At 48.9% G+C, this 16966-nt stretch carries 14 protein-coding genes; 7 read left to right on the top strand and 7 right to left on the bottom strand.

The window, feature by feature from the left end:
- Nucleotides 1-15: 15 nt before the first annotated feature.
- On the bottom strand, nucleotides 16-1266 hold the full coding sequence (gene icd / locus Q1A69_RS03410) for an NADP-dependent isocitrate dehydrogenase (RefSeq protein ID WP_299581137.1): 1251 nt from the start codon (nucleotides 1264-1266) through the stop codon (nucleotides 16-18).
- A 149-nt stretch (nucleotides 1267-1415) separates the two neighbouring features.
- On the opposite strand from icd, the gene Q1A69_RS03405 reads away from it, so the two are divergent.
- The 6 genes from Q1A69_RS03405 (at nucleotide 1416) to Q1A69_RS03380 (ending at nucleotide 7035) form a co-directional block, all read left to right on the top strand.
- Entirely contained in the window at nucleotides 1416-2036 is a 621-nt protein-coding gene (locus tag Q1A69_RS03405) for a pseudouridine synthase (protein ID WP_299581134.1), read from the top strand.
- A gap of 75 nt (nucleotides 2037-2111) precedes the next feature.
- Nucleotides 2112-3272: a tRNA 2-thiouridine(34) synthase MnmA gene (mnmA, locus tag Q1A69_RS03400; protein ID WP_299581131.1), complete on the top strand. Its 1161-nt coding sequence runs from the start codon at nucleotides 2112-2114 to the stop codon at nucleotides 3270-3272.
- Nucleotides 3273-3278: 6 nt separating this feature from the next.
- The gene (hflD, locus tag Q1A69_RS03395; RefSeq protein WP_299581237.1) at nucleotides 3279-3917 is read left to right on the top strand and encodes a high frequency lysogenization protein HflD; all 639 of its coding nucleotides are present in this window, start codon (nucleotides 3279-3281) and stop codon (nucleotides 3915-3917) included.
- Nucleotides 3918-3932: 15 nt separating this feature from the next.
- A complete protein-coding gene (purB, locus tag Q1A69_RS03390; protein WP_299581128.1) occupies nucleotides 3933-5306 on the top strand; it encodes an adenylosuccinate lyase in 1374 nt (457 codons plus the stop codon).
- Nucleotides 5307-5456: 150 nt separating this feature from the next.
- Nucleotides 5457-6611, top strand: coding sequence for a cupin domain-containing protein (locus Q1A69_RS03385; protein ID WP_299581125.1), 1155 nt, complete (start codon nucleotides 5457-5459; stop codon nucleotides 6609-6611).
- A 1-nt stretch (nucleotide 6612) separates the two neighbouring features.
- Nucleotides 6613-7035, top strand: coding sequence for a GNAT family N-acetyltransferase (locus Q1A69_RS03380; protein WP_299581122.1), 423 nt, complete (start codon nucleotides 6613-6615; stop codon nucleotides 7033-7035).
- An 18-nt stretch (nucleotides 7036-7053) separates the two neighbouring features.
- Here Q1A69_RS03380 and Q1A69_RS03375 read toward each other — a convergent pair whose 3' ends face one another.
- Nucleotides 7054-7635: a TMEM175 family protein gene (locus Q1A69_RS03375; protein WP_299581119.1), complete on the bottom strand. Its 582-nt coding sequence runs from the start codon at nucleotides 7633-7635 to the stop codon at nucleotides 7054-7056.
- A 521-nt stretch (nucleotides 7636-8156) separates the two neighbouring features.
- Between Q1A69_RS03375 and Q1A69_RS03370 the strand changes: the two genes are divergently transcribed.
- Nucleotides 8157-9578 (top strand): 8-oxoguanine deaminase, encoded by a 1422-nt coding sequence (locus tag Q1A69_RS03370; RefSeq protein ID WP_299581116.1) that lies wholly within the window; start codon nucleotides 8157-8159, stop codon nucleotides 9576-9578.
- A 314-nt stretch (nucleotides 9579-9892) separates the two neighbouring features.
- Here the strand turns inward: Q1A69_RS03370 and Q1A69_RS03365 are convergent, their stop codons facing one another.
- The 5 genes from Q1A69_RS03365 to Q1A69_RS03345 all read right to left on the bottom strand — a co-directional run bounded on the left by Q1A69_RS03365 (nucleotide 9893) and on the right by Q1A69_RS03345 (nucleotide 16169).
- Nucleotides 9893-10777 carry an arylamine N-acetyltransferase gene (locus Q1A69_RS03365; protein ID WP_299581113.1) on the bottom strand — a complete coding sequence of 295 codons (885 nt, stop codon included), beginning with the start codon at nucleotides 10775-10777 and terminating at the stop codon, nucleotides 9893-9895.
- Between the two features lie 350 nt (nucleotides 10778-11127).
- A complete protein-coding gene (locus tag Q1A69_RS03360) occupies nucleotides 11128-12582 on the bottom strand; it encodes an efflux transporter outer membrane subunit (RefSeq protein WP_299581235.1) in 1455 nt (484 codons plus the stop codon).
- 52 nt (nucleotides 12583-12634) lie between these two features.
- Nucleotides 12635-13756 (bottom strand): HlyD family secretion protein, encoded by a 1122-nt coding sequence (locus Q1A69_RS03355; protein WP_299581110.1) that lies wholly within the window; start codon nucleotides 13754-13756, stop codon nucleotides 12635-12637.
- A 2-nt stretch (nucleotides 13757-13758) separates the two neighbouring features.
- Complete coding sequence (locus Q1A69_RS03350) at nucleotides 13759-13971, bottom strand: DUF1656 domain-containing protein (RefSeq protein ID WP_299581107.1); 213 nt, start codon at nucleotides 13969-13971, stop codon at nucleotides 13759-13761.
- Nucleotides 13972-13988: 17 nt separating this feature from the next.
- Nucleotides 13989-16169: an FUSC family protein gene (locus tag Q1A69_RS03345; RefSeq protein ID WP_299581104.1), complete on the bottom strand. Its 2181-nt coding sequence runs from the start codon at nucleotides 16167-16169 to the stop codon at nucleotides 13989-13991.
- Nucleotides 16170-16966 lie beyond the last annotated feature (797 nt).

Genomic DNA, 16966 nt, shown 5'->3' with positions numbered 1-16966 from the left:
CCCTGTATTTGCCACTTAGGCCATGTGCTTGATAACTTCGTCACCAAACGCAGAGCAGGACTTCAATTCAGCACCATCCATCAGACGCTCAAAATCGTAAGTCACCGTCTTGGCTTCAATAGCACCCTCTACACCTTTGATAACCAGGTCCGCAGCTTCGTTCCAGCCCAGGTGACGCAACATCATCTCGGCGGACAGGATCAGAGAACCAGGGTTTACCTTGTCCTGACCAGCATACTTGGGCGCAGTACCGTGAGTCGCTTCGAACAGAGCAACGTCGTCAGACAGGTTCGCACCCGGAGCGATACCGATACCACCGACCTGCGCAGCCAGTGCATCAGACAGGTAGTCGCCATTCAGGTTTAGGGTAGCAATGACATCGTACTCTGCCGGACGCAGAATGACCTGCTGCAGCATAGCGTCTGCAATTACATCCTTAATAACGATCTCTTTACCAGTCTTCGGGTTCTTGAAGCTGTGCCAGGGGCCACCGTCCAGAGGTTGAGCACCGAACTCATCGCGAGCCAGCTCATAACCCCAATCGGCGAAGGCACCTTCGGTGAACTTCATGATGTTGCCTTTGTGTACCAGGGTTACGGAATCGCGATCCTGGTCAACAGCGTACTGAATAGCCTTGCGCACGAGACGCTTGGTGCCTTCAGAAGAAACCGGCTTAATACCGATGCCACAGTGCTCTGGGAAACGGATTTTCTTAACATCCATCTCGTCCTGCAGGAACTTGATGACTTTTTTCGCTTCATCGCTGTCCGCTTTCCACTCGATACCGGCATAGATATCTTCGGAGTTTTCACGGAAAATCACCATGTCCACCTTGTTCGGCTCTTTAACCGGAGAAGGTACACCACTAAACCAGCGGACCGGACGCTGACACACGTACAAGTCCAGCTCTTGGCGCAGCGCTACGTTCAGGGAACGGAAGCCGCCGCCAACTGGAGTTGTCAGAGGGCCTTTGATGCTAACAACGTAATCTTTGATCGCTTCAAGGGTTTCAGCCGGGAACCAGTCGCCAGCATAGGTTTCTGCTGCTTTTTCACCGCAGTAGATTTCCATCCACTCGATTTTCTTGTCGCCGGCAGAAGCCTTCTCAACAGCCGCATCGATTACTTTGCGCATTACCGGGGTGATGTCCACACCGATGCCGTCGCCCTCGATGAACGGAATTACCGGGCGATTCGGAACATTCAGCGAACCGTCGGAATTGACTGTAACTTTTTCGCCGTCTGCCGGCACTTGGATGTGACCCATATTGCGTAAACTCCCAAAATTCTATGACTTTTTAGGTCCAGCGTTGCTTGCACCGCTCCCCCGGGACCATTGGGCGGGGATAAAAATCGGCGGGATTATAGCAGCATCGGCTAATTTTTGTAGTTGGATTACAATACTCAATTTTTCTTATGACTAAGATTATTCTCCTCAACAAACCTTTTGGCGTGTTAAGCCAATTCACAGACGGCCAGGGGCGCGCCACACTGGCGGACTATATCCCTCACAAAGGCTTCTATGCCGCCGGCCGACTCGACTATGATTCTGAAGGCCTGCTGTTACTGACCGATGATGGAGCGCTACAACATCAAATCAGCCATCCGAAAAGAAAGATGGCCAAGACCTATTGGGCTCAGGTAGAGGGAGATATTACCGACGACGCCCTGATGTTTCTGCGCCGCGGTGTCGACCTGAAAGATGGCCTCACTGCTCCAGCAATGGCCCGACGACTCATCGACACCGACCTGTGGCCACGTACCCCACCGATTCGCGAGCGCAAATCTATACCCACCAGCTGGGTGGAACTCACAATCCATGAGGGGCGCAATCGACAGGTTCGACGCATGACTGCGGCTGTCGGCTTCCCCACCCTGCGCCTAGTTCGCATGGCAATCGGCCACTGGAAGCTCGACGCATTGCAGCCAGGAAGCTATCGAATGGAGGAAGCCCCCAGTCCCCCCAGGCCAAAGCCCAACCCCAAATCGAAGCCGCCCCAAAGGCGCAATCGCCCGCGCCGAGGTACTAAGCAATAACCAAAGATTAAAGCGGCCTTGGTCAGAGAGGCCATTCACAGGTAAAATTCGCCCCCATTCCATCCCAGTGAAGTAATGACTGTCCTTCTTATGCCTGATTTTCCGCACAACAAACAGCCAAAACGCGTCATCGTCGGTATGTCCGGCGGTGTGGACTCCTCTGTGGCCGCTCTCCTCCTGATGCAGCAGGGCTACCAGGTGGAGGGTCTGTTTATGAAAAACTGGGATGAGGACGACGGCACCGAATACTGCACCGCAAAAGCGGACCTGGCCGATGCCCAGGCCGTCTGTGAAAAACTGGGGATCAAACTGCACACCGCCAATTTTGCGGCGGAGTACTGGGATCACGTATTCGAGTACTTCCTGGCAGAGTACAAAGCTGGTCGCACGCCCAACCCGGATATCCTGTGCAACCGGGAAATCAAGTTCAAAGTCTTCCTGGAATACGCTGAAGTTCTGGGTGCGGACGCCATCGCGACTGGGCACTACACCCGGCGCCGGGATATTGATGGTCGCACTTACCTGCTTAAGGGGCTCGACGGCAACAAGGATCAAAGCTATTTCCTGCACGCCGTGGGAGAGGCGGAATTCACCCGCTCTCTGTTTCCGCTCGGGGAATTGGAAAAGCCTGAAGTCCGACGCATTGCCGAAGAAAATGGCTTTATCACCCATAACAAGAAGGACAGCACTGGTATCTGCTTTATCGGCGAACGCCGCTTTAAGGACTTCCTGGAGCAGTACCTACCCGCCCAACCCGGCGCCATGGAGACACCCGAAGGTGAGGTAATGGGCCGCCATGCGGGTCTGATGTACCACACGATCGGTCAGCGTCAGGGGTTGGGCATTGGCGGAGTCAAGGGCGCCGGTGAGCAGCCTTGGTACGTCGTCGGGAAGGACCTCGAGCGCAACGTATTAATTGTTGCCCAGGGTGCACATCACCCTCTGCTATACGCAACCGGCCTCAAAGCAACCCAGACACATTGGATCAATGGCGCAGCCCCCAGCGACCAAATCCGCTGCCAGGCAAAAACCCGTTACCGCCAGCCAGATCAAAACTGCACCGTACACGTTCGGGAGAATGGTAATCTCGTTGTGGAATTTGACGAACCACAGCGCGCAATTACACCGGGGCAGTCTCTGGTACTGTACGATGGTGAGATATGCCTCGGAGGTGCAGTGATAGAGCAGGCCACAGGCGTTGGCTCCGCCGTACCGGACAAGTACAAGAAACACTAAGGAATAATTTTGAATAACTGGCGGGATCAGGCACTGGCGCTGGCCGGAATTTTTCAATCCGCAACACTGGTGGAGCGACTGGCCAAAACCGGCACCGCGCCCCAGACACAGCTGGAAACTGGGGTTTACAGCCTCTTCCAGCTTAATCCAGATCGCACCGAAGATGTCTTTGACGGCACTGAAAATCTGCTGCCTGGCTTACAGGTATCGCGGCAATTGCTGCAGTCCAGGCAGCACCCCGAGTACACCGACTGCCTGCGCTACGCGCTGTCGATACTCTATCTGCAGCGGCAGTTAAGCAAGAAGGGGGAATTGCTCTCAATCATCGGTAACCGTCTGGATAAAGCCAAGACCCAGGCTGAACATTTCACCCCTACCCACGAAAATGTATTTTCCAATCTTGCCAGCATCTATAGCGACACTCTCGGAACTTTCCGTTTCCGCATCCAGGTCCTGGGAGATTTTAACTATTTGCAGCAGCAGCGTATCGCAAACCAGATCCGCTCCATGCTCTTTGCCGGTATTCGCTCAGCCACCCTTTGGCGACAATTAGGGGGGCGCCGTCTGCACCTGCTATTTCAGCGTAAAAAGCTATTACAAGCAACTAACGAGCTGATCACACAGATCGAATCTATAAAACACTAATCCCGGAGATTTACTATGACAGTTGAGCTTTCCGCACTCACAGCGGTATCCCCTATTGATGGTCGCTACGAGAGCAAGACTGCCCCCCTACGTGAAATTTTTAGTGAATACGGCCTGATTCGTGCCCGTGTTGAAGTAGAAGTGCGTTGGCTGCAAAAACTCTCCGCACATTCAGAAATAAGCGAGGTTCAGCCGTTTGATAAAACGGCCATCCAGCTTCTGGACAGCATTGTTGCCGATTTCTCCCTGGCAGATGCCGAACGCATCAAGGAAATCGAGCGCACCACCAACCACGACGTTAAAGCCGTTGAATATTTCCTAAAAGAAAAAATCAGTGGCAATGCACAACTGGAGAAAGTGAACGAGTTTGTTCACTTCGCCTGCACCTCTGAAGATATTAACAACCTATCTCATGCACTGATGTTGCGTGCCGGCCGCGATGACGTGATGCTGCCTGCAATGAATGCACTCGTAGGCAAAATCGCCGGTCTTGCACAAGATTTCGCCGATGTGCCCATGTTATCCCGCACCCATGGACAGACCGCCAGCCCTACCACCGTCGGCAAGGAACTGGCCAATGTCGTAGCTCGCTTGCGCCGCCAGATCAGCCAGATACAGGCCGTACCTCTACTGGGGAAAATCAATGGAGCCGTAGGTAATTACAACGCACACCTATCTGCATACCCCAGCATCGACTGGGAAAAGAATGCGGAAGAATTCATAACCTCCCTCGGTCTGACCTGGAATCCCTACACCACCCAGATTGAACCACACGATTATATTGCCGAGCTGTTTGATGCCATCGCACGTTTCAACACTATTCTGGTTGATTTCGATCGCGACATCTGGGGCTATATTTCCCTCGGTTACTTCAAGCAGAAAGTGGTTGCCGGCGAAGTGGGCTCCTCCACCATGCCGCACAAGGTGAATCCCATCGACTTCGAAAACTCCGAAGGCAACCTGGGCCTGGCCAATGCCGTATTCCAGCACCTGGCAGCAAAACTACCCGTTTCCCGCTGGCAGCGGGATCTGACCGATTCCACCGTGCTGCGCAATATGGGGGTGGGCGCGGGCTACTCCGCAGTCGCCTACGCCGCCACAATGAAAGGCCTGGGTAAGCTGCAAATTAACCTTGAGCGCCTGGCAGAAGACCTGGATAATTCCTGGGAAGTGTTGGCCGAGCCGGTCCAAACCGTTATGCGCCGCTACAACATTGAAAAACCCTACGAGAAATTGAAAGACCTCACTCGCGGCCAGGGTATCACTCAGGAAACCCTGAAAGTGTTTATCGAGAATTTGGAAATTCCCGCAGAAGCCAAAAGCACTTTGCTGGAAATGACCCCAGCTTCCTATATCGGTAATGCTACAGAGCAAGCCCGCAAAATCTAAGCGGGCCGAGCTACCGACCACACCGTTGTGGCCGGTAGCTTACTAATAACCCCTTATTCTCTCCCCTGCCATGTCGCTGCTCGGTACTGAGACATGACCCTGTGCAGATATTGAGAGCAACCACAGCCCTATCAGACAGTGAGAATTACCGTGGCCAGCCCCCTTACCCATCTCGGTGATATGCCAATTGAAGTGTTTATGCGCGATTACTGGCAACAAAAGCCTGTGTTGATCCGCAATGCATTCCCCAACTTCGAAGCACCGATATCCGGTGAAGAGCTCGCCGGAATGGCTTTGGAAGAAGCGGTGGAATCGCGCCTAGTCCTGGAAAATGGTGAGAGTGGCCCCTGGGAGCTGCGAACCGGCCCTTTTACAGAAGAGGACTTTCTTTCCCTGCCCCAAACACACTGGACACTCTTGGTACAGGCGGTGGATCAATGGCTTTCCGAAATTGCGGAGCTAAAAGAGTACTTCCGTTTTATCCCCGACTGGCGCCTCGACGACGTTATGATCAGCTACGCCGCCGACAAGGGCAGCGTCGGCCCACACTACGATCACTATGACGTATTCCTGCTACAAGCCGAAGGCAAGCGCCATTGGCAGCAAGGGCCCAAAGTGGATGAGAGCAGCCCGCGCGTGGAGGGAACTCCGCTCAATATCCTTAAAGCGTTTGATGCGGAAAACAGCTGGGTCTTGGAGCCCGGTGATATGCTCTATCTCCCGCCACAATATAGCCACTGGGGAATCGCCGAGGGCGCTTGTACCACCATTTCCATTGGCTTCCGTGCCCCGTCTGCAGCCGTCATTCTCGAGGACCTCGCTGCGGAAGTAGCGATGGGTTTACCAGACAGTCTGCGGTATACCGATGCCGGATCTGAACCTGCAAAATGCCCGGGCGAAGTAGACCCAGCTTCCGTCGCACGGCTACAGCAGCAACTTGGCGCCTGGTTAAAGCAGCCGGAAAAGATTGCCCAGTGGTTTGGAGCCGTAATGACAGAGGTGAAGTATCCGGACACAGTGGCATTAGACGCCGATGATGCCGTCGACTGGCGCGACCAGTTACCCCAGGGAGTACAACTGATACTGAATCCTGCCTCGCGAGCCGCTTTTTGCCGAGAACCCGCAACCCTATTTGTCGATGGTGAAGCCTTCCCTGCCCCGCTGAATTTTGCAGAACGGTTTGTTAACACCCATAAGATATCCTGGAGTGATATCGAAACCTTCCCGCAGATCGCCGGTTCCGATGGACTGGTAGATCAGTTGGTATCCCAGGGCACCCTGATCTATCCACCTGAGGATTTCTAATATGGCAATTCTCGTACGCCCCGCCGATTGGAATAGCGAGAGTGATTCTATTCGCGCTATTCGGGAAACGGTCTTTGTACTAGAGCAGAAAGTACCTGCGGAGTTGGAGTGGGATGACCAGGAGGGAGATGCGCAACACTTCCTGGTTTTCAAAAATGAGCGCGCCGTAGGCACCGGGCGACTGAGTAAAGATGGCAAAGTCGGACGCATGGCAATCAGTAAGTCCGATCGGGGCGAGGGGCTTGGCGCTCAGCTGCTCCAGGTCATCTGCGAATACGCTGAACAAAGAGGCTACCCGAATATCTACTTGCATGCGCAGCAACACGCGCAAGGCTTCTATGCGAAAGCCGGATTTAGTGCGCAGGGCGAAATTTTCCATGAAGCGGGCATTCCCCACCTGAAAATGGTCCTGGAACTGAGCTGACCGACAGGAAAAACACCCTCACTCGCCTTCAATTTTATCCCCACCGCGGAAAACATAGCGCTCCAGGAAATGGGCCAGGGGCGCGATACCAAGTACATACACAATCCACAAAATCAATCCCCAGAAGGGGTTCAGAGCCGCGAGAAGGCTAGCGGAAATACTGGTCAACAACATCACCAGGCTAATCAATACCACTCGTCGCGCACCCGCACTGGCTCGATTCGGTGCGATACACCACATACCCGCAATCGACAGTGCCGCTACCGCGTAGGTGATTGAAAGAAGAATCACGGACCAGGTTTGATCTGGGTACTCCCCCAGTAACCCGGCCGGAAATGGTGTAAATGCAACCGCACCTAACAGCAGAAAATTCCAGCTGGTAAAACTCGCAGATTTTGACGTGTGATCAGACATCAGATGGTTATGGGTCAGCCACAGGCGACAGAGGATCGCAAAACTCAACAACCAGGAAAATATGTGGGGGACCTGCTCCTGCATTTTATTGTGAAAGTCCGCCCCCGTTTTAATGTCGGCCAAATCGGGGATCTGAATGTTGAACACAAGAAGCGTCATGGCTATAGCAAAAACACCATCACTCAACCCATTAATCCGACTTGAAAAAAAGGCTCGATGAAGCATAGATCACCAAGTTCATGGCCTGAATACCCTTTCAAGTAAAGACTATGCTCCTCCCAACCTACCTACTAAGGTGCCCCTTACCTTATTTCTCCCCTCAATCCTGACAACGAGTTCAGGAGATGTTGCTAGTAAATATTTAAAGGCAAGATGATAACGGCTTTATAAGTGTATTCTTTTATCGAACGTTGCAGATACTCAAAATATTGCTGCTCTATCTTTATTGAACCGGCTGGGGCTGGGGGCGGCATGGTGGGTGTGACCTAAAGACCCCAGATAAAATGCTCAAACTTCATGGTTATCCAGGAGGGAAAACGCAAGGTTTTACAGGATTCTACTGGGATGAATATGGCGGCCGGCGGTCTACTTTTTTCAAGTGGATATATAGCCTGGAGTCTAGATAAAGACAGGCTGTCCCATGCTCAGGAGGAGCCTAGCTAATATTAGAGGGCCTAACATCTCTTAAGAGAACGCAATCATTCCTCATGGCAAAGACCTTACTGCTAAAAAATGCCGATATCCTAGTAACCATGGATGCTGAGAGGCGTGAAATCACCAAGGGCGGTATTTTTGCCGAAGATGGGCTAATTACCGCTGTGGGCCAGACCAAGTCTCTGCCCACCAGTGCCGATACGGTCATTGACGCCACAGGACAGATCGTTCTCCCCGGAATGGTGAATACCCATCATCACCTCAACCAAACACTCACCCGTAACCTGCCCTGCTGCCAAAATAAGAATCTTTTTGCCTGGCTACAGCTGCACTATCCCATTTGGACCCGCATTAATCCTGAGGCTTCACGAACAAGTGCCCTGATTGGTTTAGGCGAGCTTATTCTCTCTGGCTGCACTACGGTGTTTGATCATTCCTACCTATTCAAGAGTGGTAACCAGGTCGACATCCATATTGAAGCCGCACGGGATTTAGGCGTGAGATTCCACGCTAGTCGTGGCTCCATGTCCTTGGGTAAGTCTCTCGGGGGCCTGCCTCCAGATGAGAGTGTCGAAGAAGAAAATTTCATACTGAAAGACAGTATCCGTGTTATTGACCGCTATCACGATGCCAGCTTTGGCGCCCTAACTCGAATTGTCCTGGCTCCCTGCTCCCCTTTTACGGTTTCAGAGGCTCTCCTCAAGGAGACAGCCCTGCTCGCTCGAGATAAAGGCGTCATGTTACACACACACCTGTGTGAGACATTCGATGAGGAGCGTTACACGCTTGAACGATTTGGCAAACGCCCTTTGGAGTGGATGGAGGAAATGGGGTGGCTAGGCCCCGATGTTTGGTTCGCCCACGCCATACATGTTGATTCTGAAGAGATAAACATTTTCGCACGCACTGGGTGCGGAATATCCCACTGCCCGAGTTCTAACATGCGCCTCGCCTCGGGGATTGCACCCGTTAAAGACTATATGGCTGCCGGTGTGAAAGTTAGCCTCGGTGTAGATGGGGCTGCGAGCAATGATGCATCCAATATGCTTATGGAAACTCGCCAGGCAATGCTACTTGCGAGACTAAGGATGGGCCTGCGCCCCCCAGAGGGCCCACATCGTTACTCCCAGCTCTCCCAGTCCCACCCCCTGCGCTCCTCAGAGTGGATGAGTGCTCGCGAAGCCCTGGAACTCGCCACCCTTGGAGGGGCCAAAGTCCTAAACCGCTCTGATATTGGCGCGCTTGAAGTTGGGCGTTGCGCCGATTTTTTTACTCTACAGCTCAACACTATCAATTATGCTGGTGGACTTTCAGACCCCGTGGCCGCAGTAATCTTCTGTGCCCCACAGTCTGCGCAAACGGTGGTAATTCACGGTCAGAAAATCGTTGATAATGGAGAAATAAACTCTCTAGATATGGCAGCAGTAATTAAGGAGCACAATACGTGGAGCCTTAGGCTGCTGAAGGGAAGCTAAATTCCATGACGGCAAGCTTGGGAGGAAAAATGCTGGCCTAGATGGTTTCAAGATATTTTAATTCCCTGACAATATTCAGCTCGCGGCACACAATCTTCGCCAAAACTCGAAGGTACACCCGACCTCGCTCAGAGAGCTCGGCGCTTAGAAAGGCTGCTCTTTTGCCAACCGTGCTCTAAATCAACCAATTCCTGGATCGCGATTCTTGGATAGCACTCTTTGCTGGTCAGAAATACTATCCGCTCCCTCCACAATAGCCTCTGCCAGAACCTTTATGCTTCCGCAAACCGAGTGATAAACAACACCTACTTGGATCATGACAGTACTCGACTGGATACCAATTCATTGCTGCCAATACCCAGAGGCTTCGACATATCCTCGAAGATGCTCGCCAGCTTCTTCTCAGTACTAAAATCCTCCGGCACCTCGATTCCAAACACCTCCAATAAGGCATTTCTTAACTCAGTAATATTGGCCAACATAATCACGCTCTTAGGGCCATCAACAGGCTGGAAACTCAATTGACGATTCAATAATGCATGGCGCCCCTCCGGAAATGCGCGGGCTGCAATCAAGTGCTCAACAAAACGGGATTGCGGGTGAGTACAGCAATACCAGTTAGCAATTTTATAATCGCCTGCGGTACGCGGCCTTAAATCAAAACTGTACATCGACTGCCAAGTACCCGCGACTCTTACTTGTAGCAGGTAATCTTCCTCTATTCGAGTAAGACGGTAGATTCCGTGAACTGTCTTTTGTGGGGCATTGATATCTAAACGCAGAGGTGCGGTGAGAGTATTACTGCCAAAGCCCGCATCCAGCAAATAGGCCACCTCGCCCACCTCCACAAGTAATATCATATGGGATTGAGCTGGTTCATGTCCTGCGGGGGTCTGCCACAAGACGCGAGCGGCGAGACCAGTAACAGAAAAGCCAATCTGCCGTAATACCGCACCCAGCAGGGCATTCTGTTCGAAGCAATACCCACCGCGTTTCTGTTGTACGAGTTTTTCTTCAATTGCCGTCAGATCAATGTTTACCGGACTTCCAAGAAAGGAGGTTAGATTTTCAAACGGCAAGGTTCGGACATGTTGAGCAAGTATGTCATTCAATGTTTGCAGGTTTTGGGATGGATTTTGATGATAGTCAATACGTTCGAAGTATTTTTTCAAGTCAACACTGTGTGCATTCGTAGTCATTTCGCTTTAATCCTTAGGGTCAATCAACAATAAAGCAAGCTTAATACCTAAACTTAAGTTGAGGTCAATACCAAGTGCTGAGCTCTAATACACCCACTTTTTTATGAATAGATGTGATCCCATTGACAAATAAAAACTCGATTGATGACTGAGACATCTTCGCAAGTGAATCAAACTACATAACGCCTATGTGAAAGAATTCCAGGGTCAATATCCAGCTAAAATTTTATCAACGCGGGGCTTGATAGATTTAGTAAGCTAACTGCAATAGTAATGATGCATGAGTAGGCTTTAGAAATACTGAGTACACTCACCTTTCGGGATTAGCCCGGGAAATACTTGGTACAAAATTATTCACTCAAGAATTTATCCCAATAGTGAGTCCGCCAAAGCATATCCTCTATTGTCTCTTCCGGTAATAGCTCCAAAGGAGTCAGTCCATCACGGATCTGCCAACCTCCACCGAGTGACAAATATACCTGTACTAAATTTGCTGCCACTGCACCTTGTGCTATCACCAGAATATCCTGTTGTTGAAGGTTGGATATCAGGGTAGTGATCACTGTATTGTATTCAACCTGCCCATCGACATACTGAGTCAAAGAGAGATTAACAGCTTCTTCCGAGGCCATAGCAGCAGTTTTGTAAAAAAATTGTTGCTCCTGGGACTTAAGATAAGCAACGATGGCATTTTCCACATCGACTTGAGCCTGCAAAACGACCTGTTGATAATCTGAAACCAGCTGCTGGAAGGTAGCATCCTGCAGGCGCACATTATTGCGCAGTCTTCCATAGTTTAAAATATCCCAATCGAACTCGAGAAATAAATCCCATGCATCACTTCTACCATTTAACTGCCCCCCCCTAATATCAATCGCCCCTATTAACCCACCGATGGAAAAGTTTGGGTAAAGTTCTGCTCTTGCCACACCAATCAGCTCTCCCTGCGCAGCGAGCAAGCGTTCTGCCTGGCGAATATCCGGCCGCTGTCGCAGAAGATCTTGCGGCATTCCAATACTCGTAATTGCGGGTACCTGCGGTACTGTTGGGCGTACTGAGAGTATCTCATTAAGACTGCGCGGGGGCATTCCAAGTAAAATGGCCAGAGAATTTTTAAGTTGCTGAAAAGCAATTTCCAATCCAGGTACAGTAGCCTCGGTATTACTCAATAAAGTCTGAGCCTGCTCTGCATCCAAAGCACTAACTTCACCCGCACGGAATTTTACTTCTGCAATCCTCAATCCCTCCCTCTGAGTGCGAATATTTTCCCTGGCAACCTCTAGGCGACGCTTCACAGTACGAATATTTATATACGCCTGAGCCACTTGGGCGATAATCGAAACGAGAAGACCATCGTATTCAGCCAAACTCGCTTCAAAATCAGCTGCAGCAGAATTTACTAATCGCCTAAGCTGACCCCACATATCTAACTCCCAGGTTAGATTAAAATTAAGATAATATTCATTTTGTAAGTTACCAGTTATGCCTGACCGAACATATTTTGAACGATCAATTAAGCCGTCGAGTTGTTGTACCTGGGGGTATTGATTTCCAACGGCAATGGCTAGAACCTGCTGGGCCTGTAGAGCCCTCAGGGCTGCCGATCTCAACTCCAAATTATTTTCTATTGCCTGAGCCACCAAGTCATCGAGCACTGGATCCGAAAAAGCAATTTGCCACCACAAAGGGTTAATCGCTTCAAGGCTATCTAGACGTTTATCTTCCCCATAAATCCAAGAATCTTCAACGCTCACTGGTGGAGGCACGTAATCGGGGCCCAACATACAACCATGGATTACAAACATAGCAAGGGCACCAACAGCTACTGGCAGTCGCAAAATTCTTATGCCTAGGCGCTTAGGGACTCTTCGCCGTTTCATCTTGTTCAGTGCCCGCAGTACCACTCAAAACAAGTACTGAGCTGGTAAAACCAACACGTAAATCAACTGATTCAGGGGGATCAATTAAATAAACTCTTACCGGTATCCGCTGCGCCAGACGAATCCACTCGAATGTAGGCTCTACCCTCGGCAGTAAATCATTACCGGCGGTTGCATCCTGCTGTGCAATACCCCAACCAATGCTTTCAACAAAGCCATTTAATGGTCTATATGGATAGGCCATCAATGTCACTATGGCCCGATCCCCAGGTGATATACGGCGAATTAATGTTTCGCGAAAGTACCCCTCCACACGATAGGTACTAACATCCACGATTGAAAGGGCCGGTTGGTTGGCCACAGCCTGATCACCAAAACGGAAGTCAAGGTTGGTCACATAGCCGGAAATTGGCGCGGTAACACTAGTATATTCAAGGTTAAGCTCCGCTTGACGCACTAAAGCTTGAGCAGCGCGTACACCAGGGTTGTCAGCACCAAGTGCGCCAAGTTGTACCCGAACTCTGGCCAGTTCCGCTTGAGATTGCTCCAGAGAAGCCAAGGATTCAGCGAGTCTTGCCTCCGCACCTGCGCGATACTCCACAGAAGATTCGTATTCAGCCTGCGCGGCCTGCAAGGACCTCACCGAAGTAGCACGCTGCGGAAGTAATTCCTGTTGGCGTTTATATTCTGCCCTGGATTTTATTATGTCTGCCTCTAGCGCATTTATATTGCTTTGAGCCTGATCTATTGCCGCCGCGGATTCGCGTATTCTGGCTTCATAGGCAAGGATGTTTTCTCTTTGTGCGTTATAAGTGTCAATCGCTTCCTCATATTGAGCCTTAGCCTCCGCAAGCGCAGCCTCATAGGTTCTAGGATCTATCTGGAATAGGAGGTCCCCAGCATTAACGAACTGGTTATCTCTAATTGGTAGCTTAACAACTTGACCGGAAACCCTTGGCGTAATCTGTATAATATCTGCCTGGACTGTTCCATCCCTAGTCCAGGGGTTATTGAGGTATTTCCAAAACTGCAAGATCAGCAACAACACAGCAACAAAAACAATACCTCCAGTGAGAATATATTTACTAAATTTCTTCACTTTTATATCCCCACAAATACTGCCCCGAAGAAAACTGAATAAATAATGCTCAACGAGATAATAACAACCGGAGGATTTGCAAAATATCTTGAGAGGCGGTAACGATCCAACAACCTTGCCGTGAGCAGTGCGGCAAGCACACCAAACAATCCAGAAACCAGAATTGGGGAAAGATAGAATCCACCGAATGATATGTCATGCGGTATTTTCTCCATCCAAATTCCTACGCCCATCAAAGACATCGATCCTCACAAAAACAGCTCCAATCCACAAGCTCTGACAAATGAAATAAATCCGACAAATAATTATCAATACAATGAACAACCCCTAAGAAATATAAAAAATTAGATACTCCCTCTTTAGACCGCTCATCACTCTCCCTTAATTCCATCAACTCACCAACTTCAATGTTGATCCTATCAAAAACCCTCCTATATCCCCGCCTCAAAGAATCAATATGAATCTCTCTCTTTCTTCCAGAAAGATAAAAAAACACCTTCGCAGCAAGGCATCGCCATATAAAGGCTTCTCGTAACATTTTTTTAGTGGCCACGAAGCGCATCTTACCCCTATCCACTCTATATAAAATTTTCACCTGATTTGCGATCAGCATCAACAAATCAACAAGGCTTCTCATTTGATCTTTTGACATCCCCCTAATACGCCCTTTATCAATACCCTCCATCCAATAGAGTATATTTTTACGCGAAACCATAATAATGTTGATGTGATACAGAACATACAAACGATAAAAAAAAGATTGCCTTCTAGACTCTGGGATATCACCCTGAACAACCAGCGAACCGGCACTATTGAGAAATCGATCTACATTTTTTTTGAAATTTCTTTCGGGATGTGAAGAAAATGGTATATTTCTGGATACGGCCAAAATACAAAAAATAATAGCCAACACAAAAATATAGTTCGTGTATACAACAAAACTGTAGACTTGATAGTCGTTGAAATTGAAAATGATTTGCGGAAAAATCAGCACCAACGTCCTTATCATTGACTGAGCACCAAAAGCCCTATTGGCCAGATAACAAACAATAAAGCTCCAAACAAATATCATTATCCCCAGGGAGTAAAACCCTTGCAGCTTGGGCATAAGAACAAAATACATCGGTGCAGATAACAAACAAACGATAATGGTATAAAAGCAAGTTTCAAACAATCTAATTTGCGGACTGAGGGCTGCAATTATTGCAATAACCGTAATTAGCAACACAACCAATAACCCACCAAGCATACCCGGAACAAATAGGTATGCCAGATATGAAATCCATAGACCAACAATTACACGAACAACATTAGCGAGCCTATCTGGGTCCGGCATAAGCAGGCCAAGCCAATATGCCCCATCTTCACTCGGAAATTTTAAATAAGAGTCCCCCATTACCTGAATATCATTCACAGAATCTATTAATGACCTCGACTCCACTTCAAGGTCATTTAACGATTGCTTAGTAATGGCCAAAGCTGCAGTTTGGGATGTAGACAATGCCTTTATTTTATCGATATCGCCTTGAATACACCTTTCCTTTGGCATATTAGCCAGAACACCTTCATCAACTGTCAGCTTTATCTCATTTAAACGGCACTGTATATCATCAATATAATCATTTACTCCGGGAAAAAATTCTGCAACTCCTAATTCGTTAGAAAGAGCTAGACTTTCTTCCAGCTTCAGGAGTGATTGTGTTAGAGCCGTTGCACGAGAACCGAAATGATTCCACTGCTTGCGACACTCCCAAATCTCATAGCTATCAGAACAGGCATCATCAATGGCTGCTCTCAGACTCGCATCCGCTTTCAATAGTTCGACCCGTTTATCAGGATGAAGCATGACTTTTTCCTGACTTTTAATTCGGGTAAAACAACCAGCTGCAAATAGTCTCTGCCTGGCTAAAAGCACAATAGAGGCTTTGCGCAACGCCTCTCGGCTGCAATTAGGCCATATCAGCACCGCTATGAGGCCGTAAACGACAATCCCCAGCAATGATTCTTGAACACGTAAAATACCCTCTTCGTAGGAAATGGACAAATCCCCGCCAGTGGCATCCCACAACAGTAAAATGACATAGCCACACGTCACCCAAAAATACTGATGCCTAGACCTCTGTAAGAGATAAACGCAGGTAGCAACCCAAATAGAGAGGGCAATCATAAACAGCCAACGATCCTGGGGGAATAATGCGACTATTAACCACCCACCTACTAGCGCAAAAAGAGTCCCAAGTATCCACAAAATGGCGCGGTTTAAGGATTGCCCTAAATTAGCCTGGCTACATACAATAACGGCAAACCCGCCCCAAAAAGGCTTCTCCCAATTGAGCCCCATCGCAATGGCATAAACAATCACCAGGGCCGCTGCGAGTTTGATCGACTCTTTCGCATTACGAGATAGATGCAAGACTCTCTCCGACTATATATTTGGATACCTCAGTAACGCCTATTTATTCTTTGGCGCAGAAAGACATATATGTCATAAATTTATGGTGAATTGCCAAAAGGGAGTATGGCATATAGAAGGGCAGGAAAATAAAACTGTGGCAAAGAGTATCGATTGCTTAATTATGCGTCATAACCAAAAAAATCATATGAAACTTTAATATCTACTCCTTTTAGAAAGCAGTAATTTGACAATCACAATATATTCGAAGCCACGGAGTGCCATCACATATAACAAAGAAAAGGTTTTAAACACTATAAGGAGACCTCTAGTTACATAAACCAATTATCAAGCCGTGTATTGCGTCATCTTATTCAGCTATTCGAATGGCACATCCCAACCTGCAAAGTCGTTATAACTGCTAGCTCGTGTCGCGCATTCTTTCGAGGAAAGATACTGTACCCTCTCAAAAAATACACACAACATATTTAACTAAATATAATCTAATTATATATCCGACCACTTCCCAGCAATACCAGAGCAAACTTGTGCCACCCAGTAACTATTCACTAACGGGGCAGCTGAACAGTTTGTTTCAACAAGTGCATCCACGCCTAAGCAGCCACTTTTGCCTTTAAGGTTCGATAGCTTTTTCTGAATTACCCCACAGTTTCCCCCACATGGAGCTCTAGAACAATCGGCCACACTAACCTCTTTAACAGTTCCATATTTTCTTTCTGGCACCAGCCAGAGCTTATGTACCCCTATTGAATTCTATATGGCCGATTGCTCACTTTTTAATTTTGGGTCGTCAGAAA

It is taken from the genome of uncultured Microbulbifer sp. (assembly GCF_947498635.1).
GTDB classification, from domain to species: Bacteria; Pseudomonadota; Gammaproteobacteria; order Pseudomonadales; family Cellvibrionaceae; genus Microbulbifer; species Microbulbifer echini.
This window is presented reverse-complemented; position numbering and strand designations above follow the sequence as displayed.

What these genes read in the sequence shown, in the direction of transcription:
- icd (WP_299581137.1), bottom strand. Translation starts at nt 1,266, where the DNA reads ATGGGTCACATCCAAGTGCCGGCAGACGGCGAAAAAGTTACAGTCAAT.
- Q1A69_RS03405 (WP_299581134.1), top strand. Translation starts at nt 1,416, where the DNA reads ATGACTAAGATTATTCTCCTCAACAAACCTTTTGGCGTGTTAAGCCAA.
- mnmA (WP_299581131.1), top strand. Translation starts at nt 2,112, where the DNA reads ATGACTGTCCTTCTTATGCCTGATTTTCCGCACAACAAACAGCCAAAA.
- purB (WP_299581128.1), top strand. Translation starts at nt 3,933, where the DNA reads ATGACAGTTGAGCTTTCCGCACTCACAGCGGTATCCCCTATTGATGGT.
- Q1A69_RS03380 (WP_299581122.1), top strand. Translation starts at nt 6,613, where the DNA reads ATGGCAATTCTCGTACGCCCCGCCGATTGGAATAGCGAGAGTGATTCT.
- Q1A69_RS03370 (WP_299581116.1), top strand. Translation starts at nt 8,157, where the DNA reads ATGGCAAAGACCTTACTGCTAAAAAATGCCGATATCCTAGTAACCATG.
- Q1A69_RS03365 (WP_299581113.1), bottom strand. Translation starts at nt 10,777, where the DNA reads ATGACTACGAATGCACACAGTGTTGACTTGAAAAAATACTTCGAACGT.
- Q1A69_RS03360 (WP_299581235.1), bottom strand. Translation starts at nt 12,582, where the DNA reads ATGTTTGTAATCCATGGTTGTATGTTGGGCCCCGATTACGTGCCTCCA.
- Q1A69_RS03350 (WP_299581107.1), bottom strand. Translation starts at nt 13,971, where the DNA reads ATGGAGAAAATACCGCATGACATATCATTCGGTGGATTCTATCTTTCC.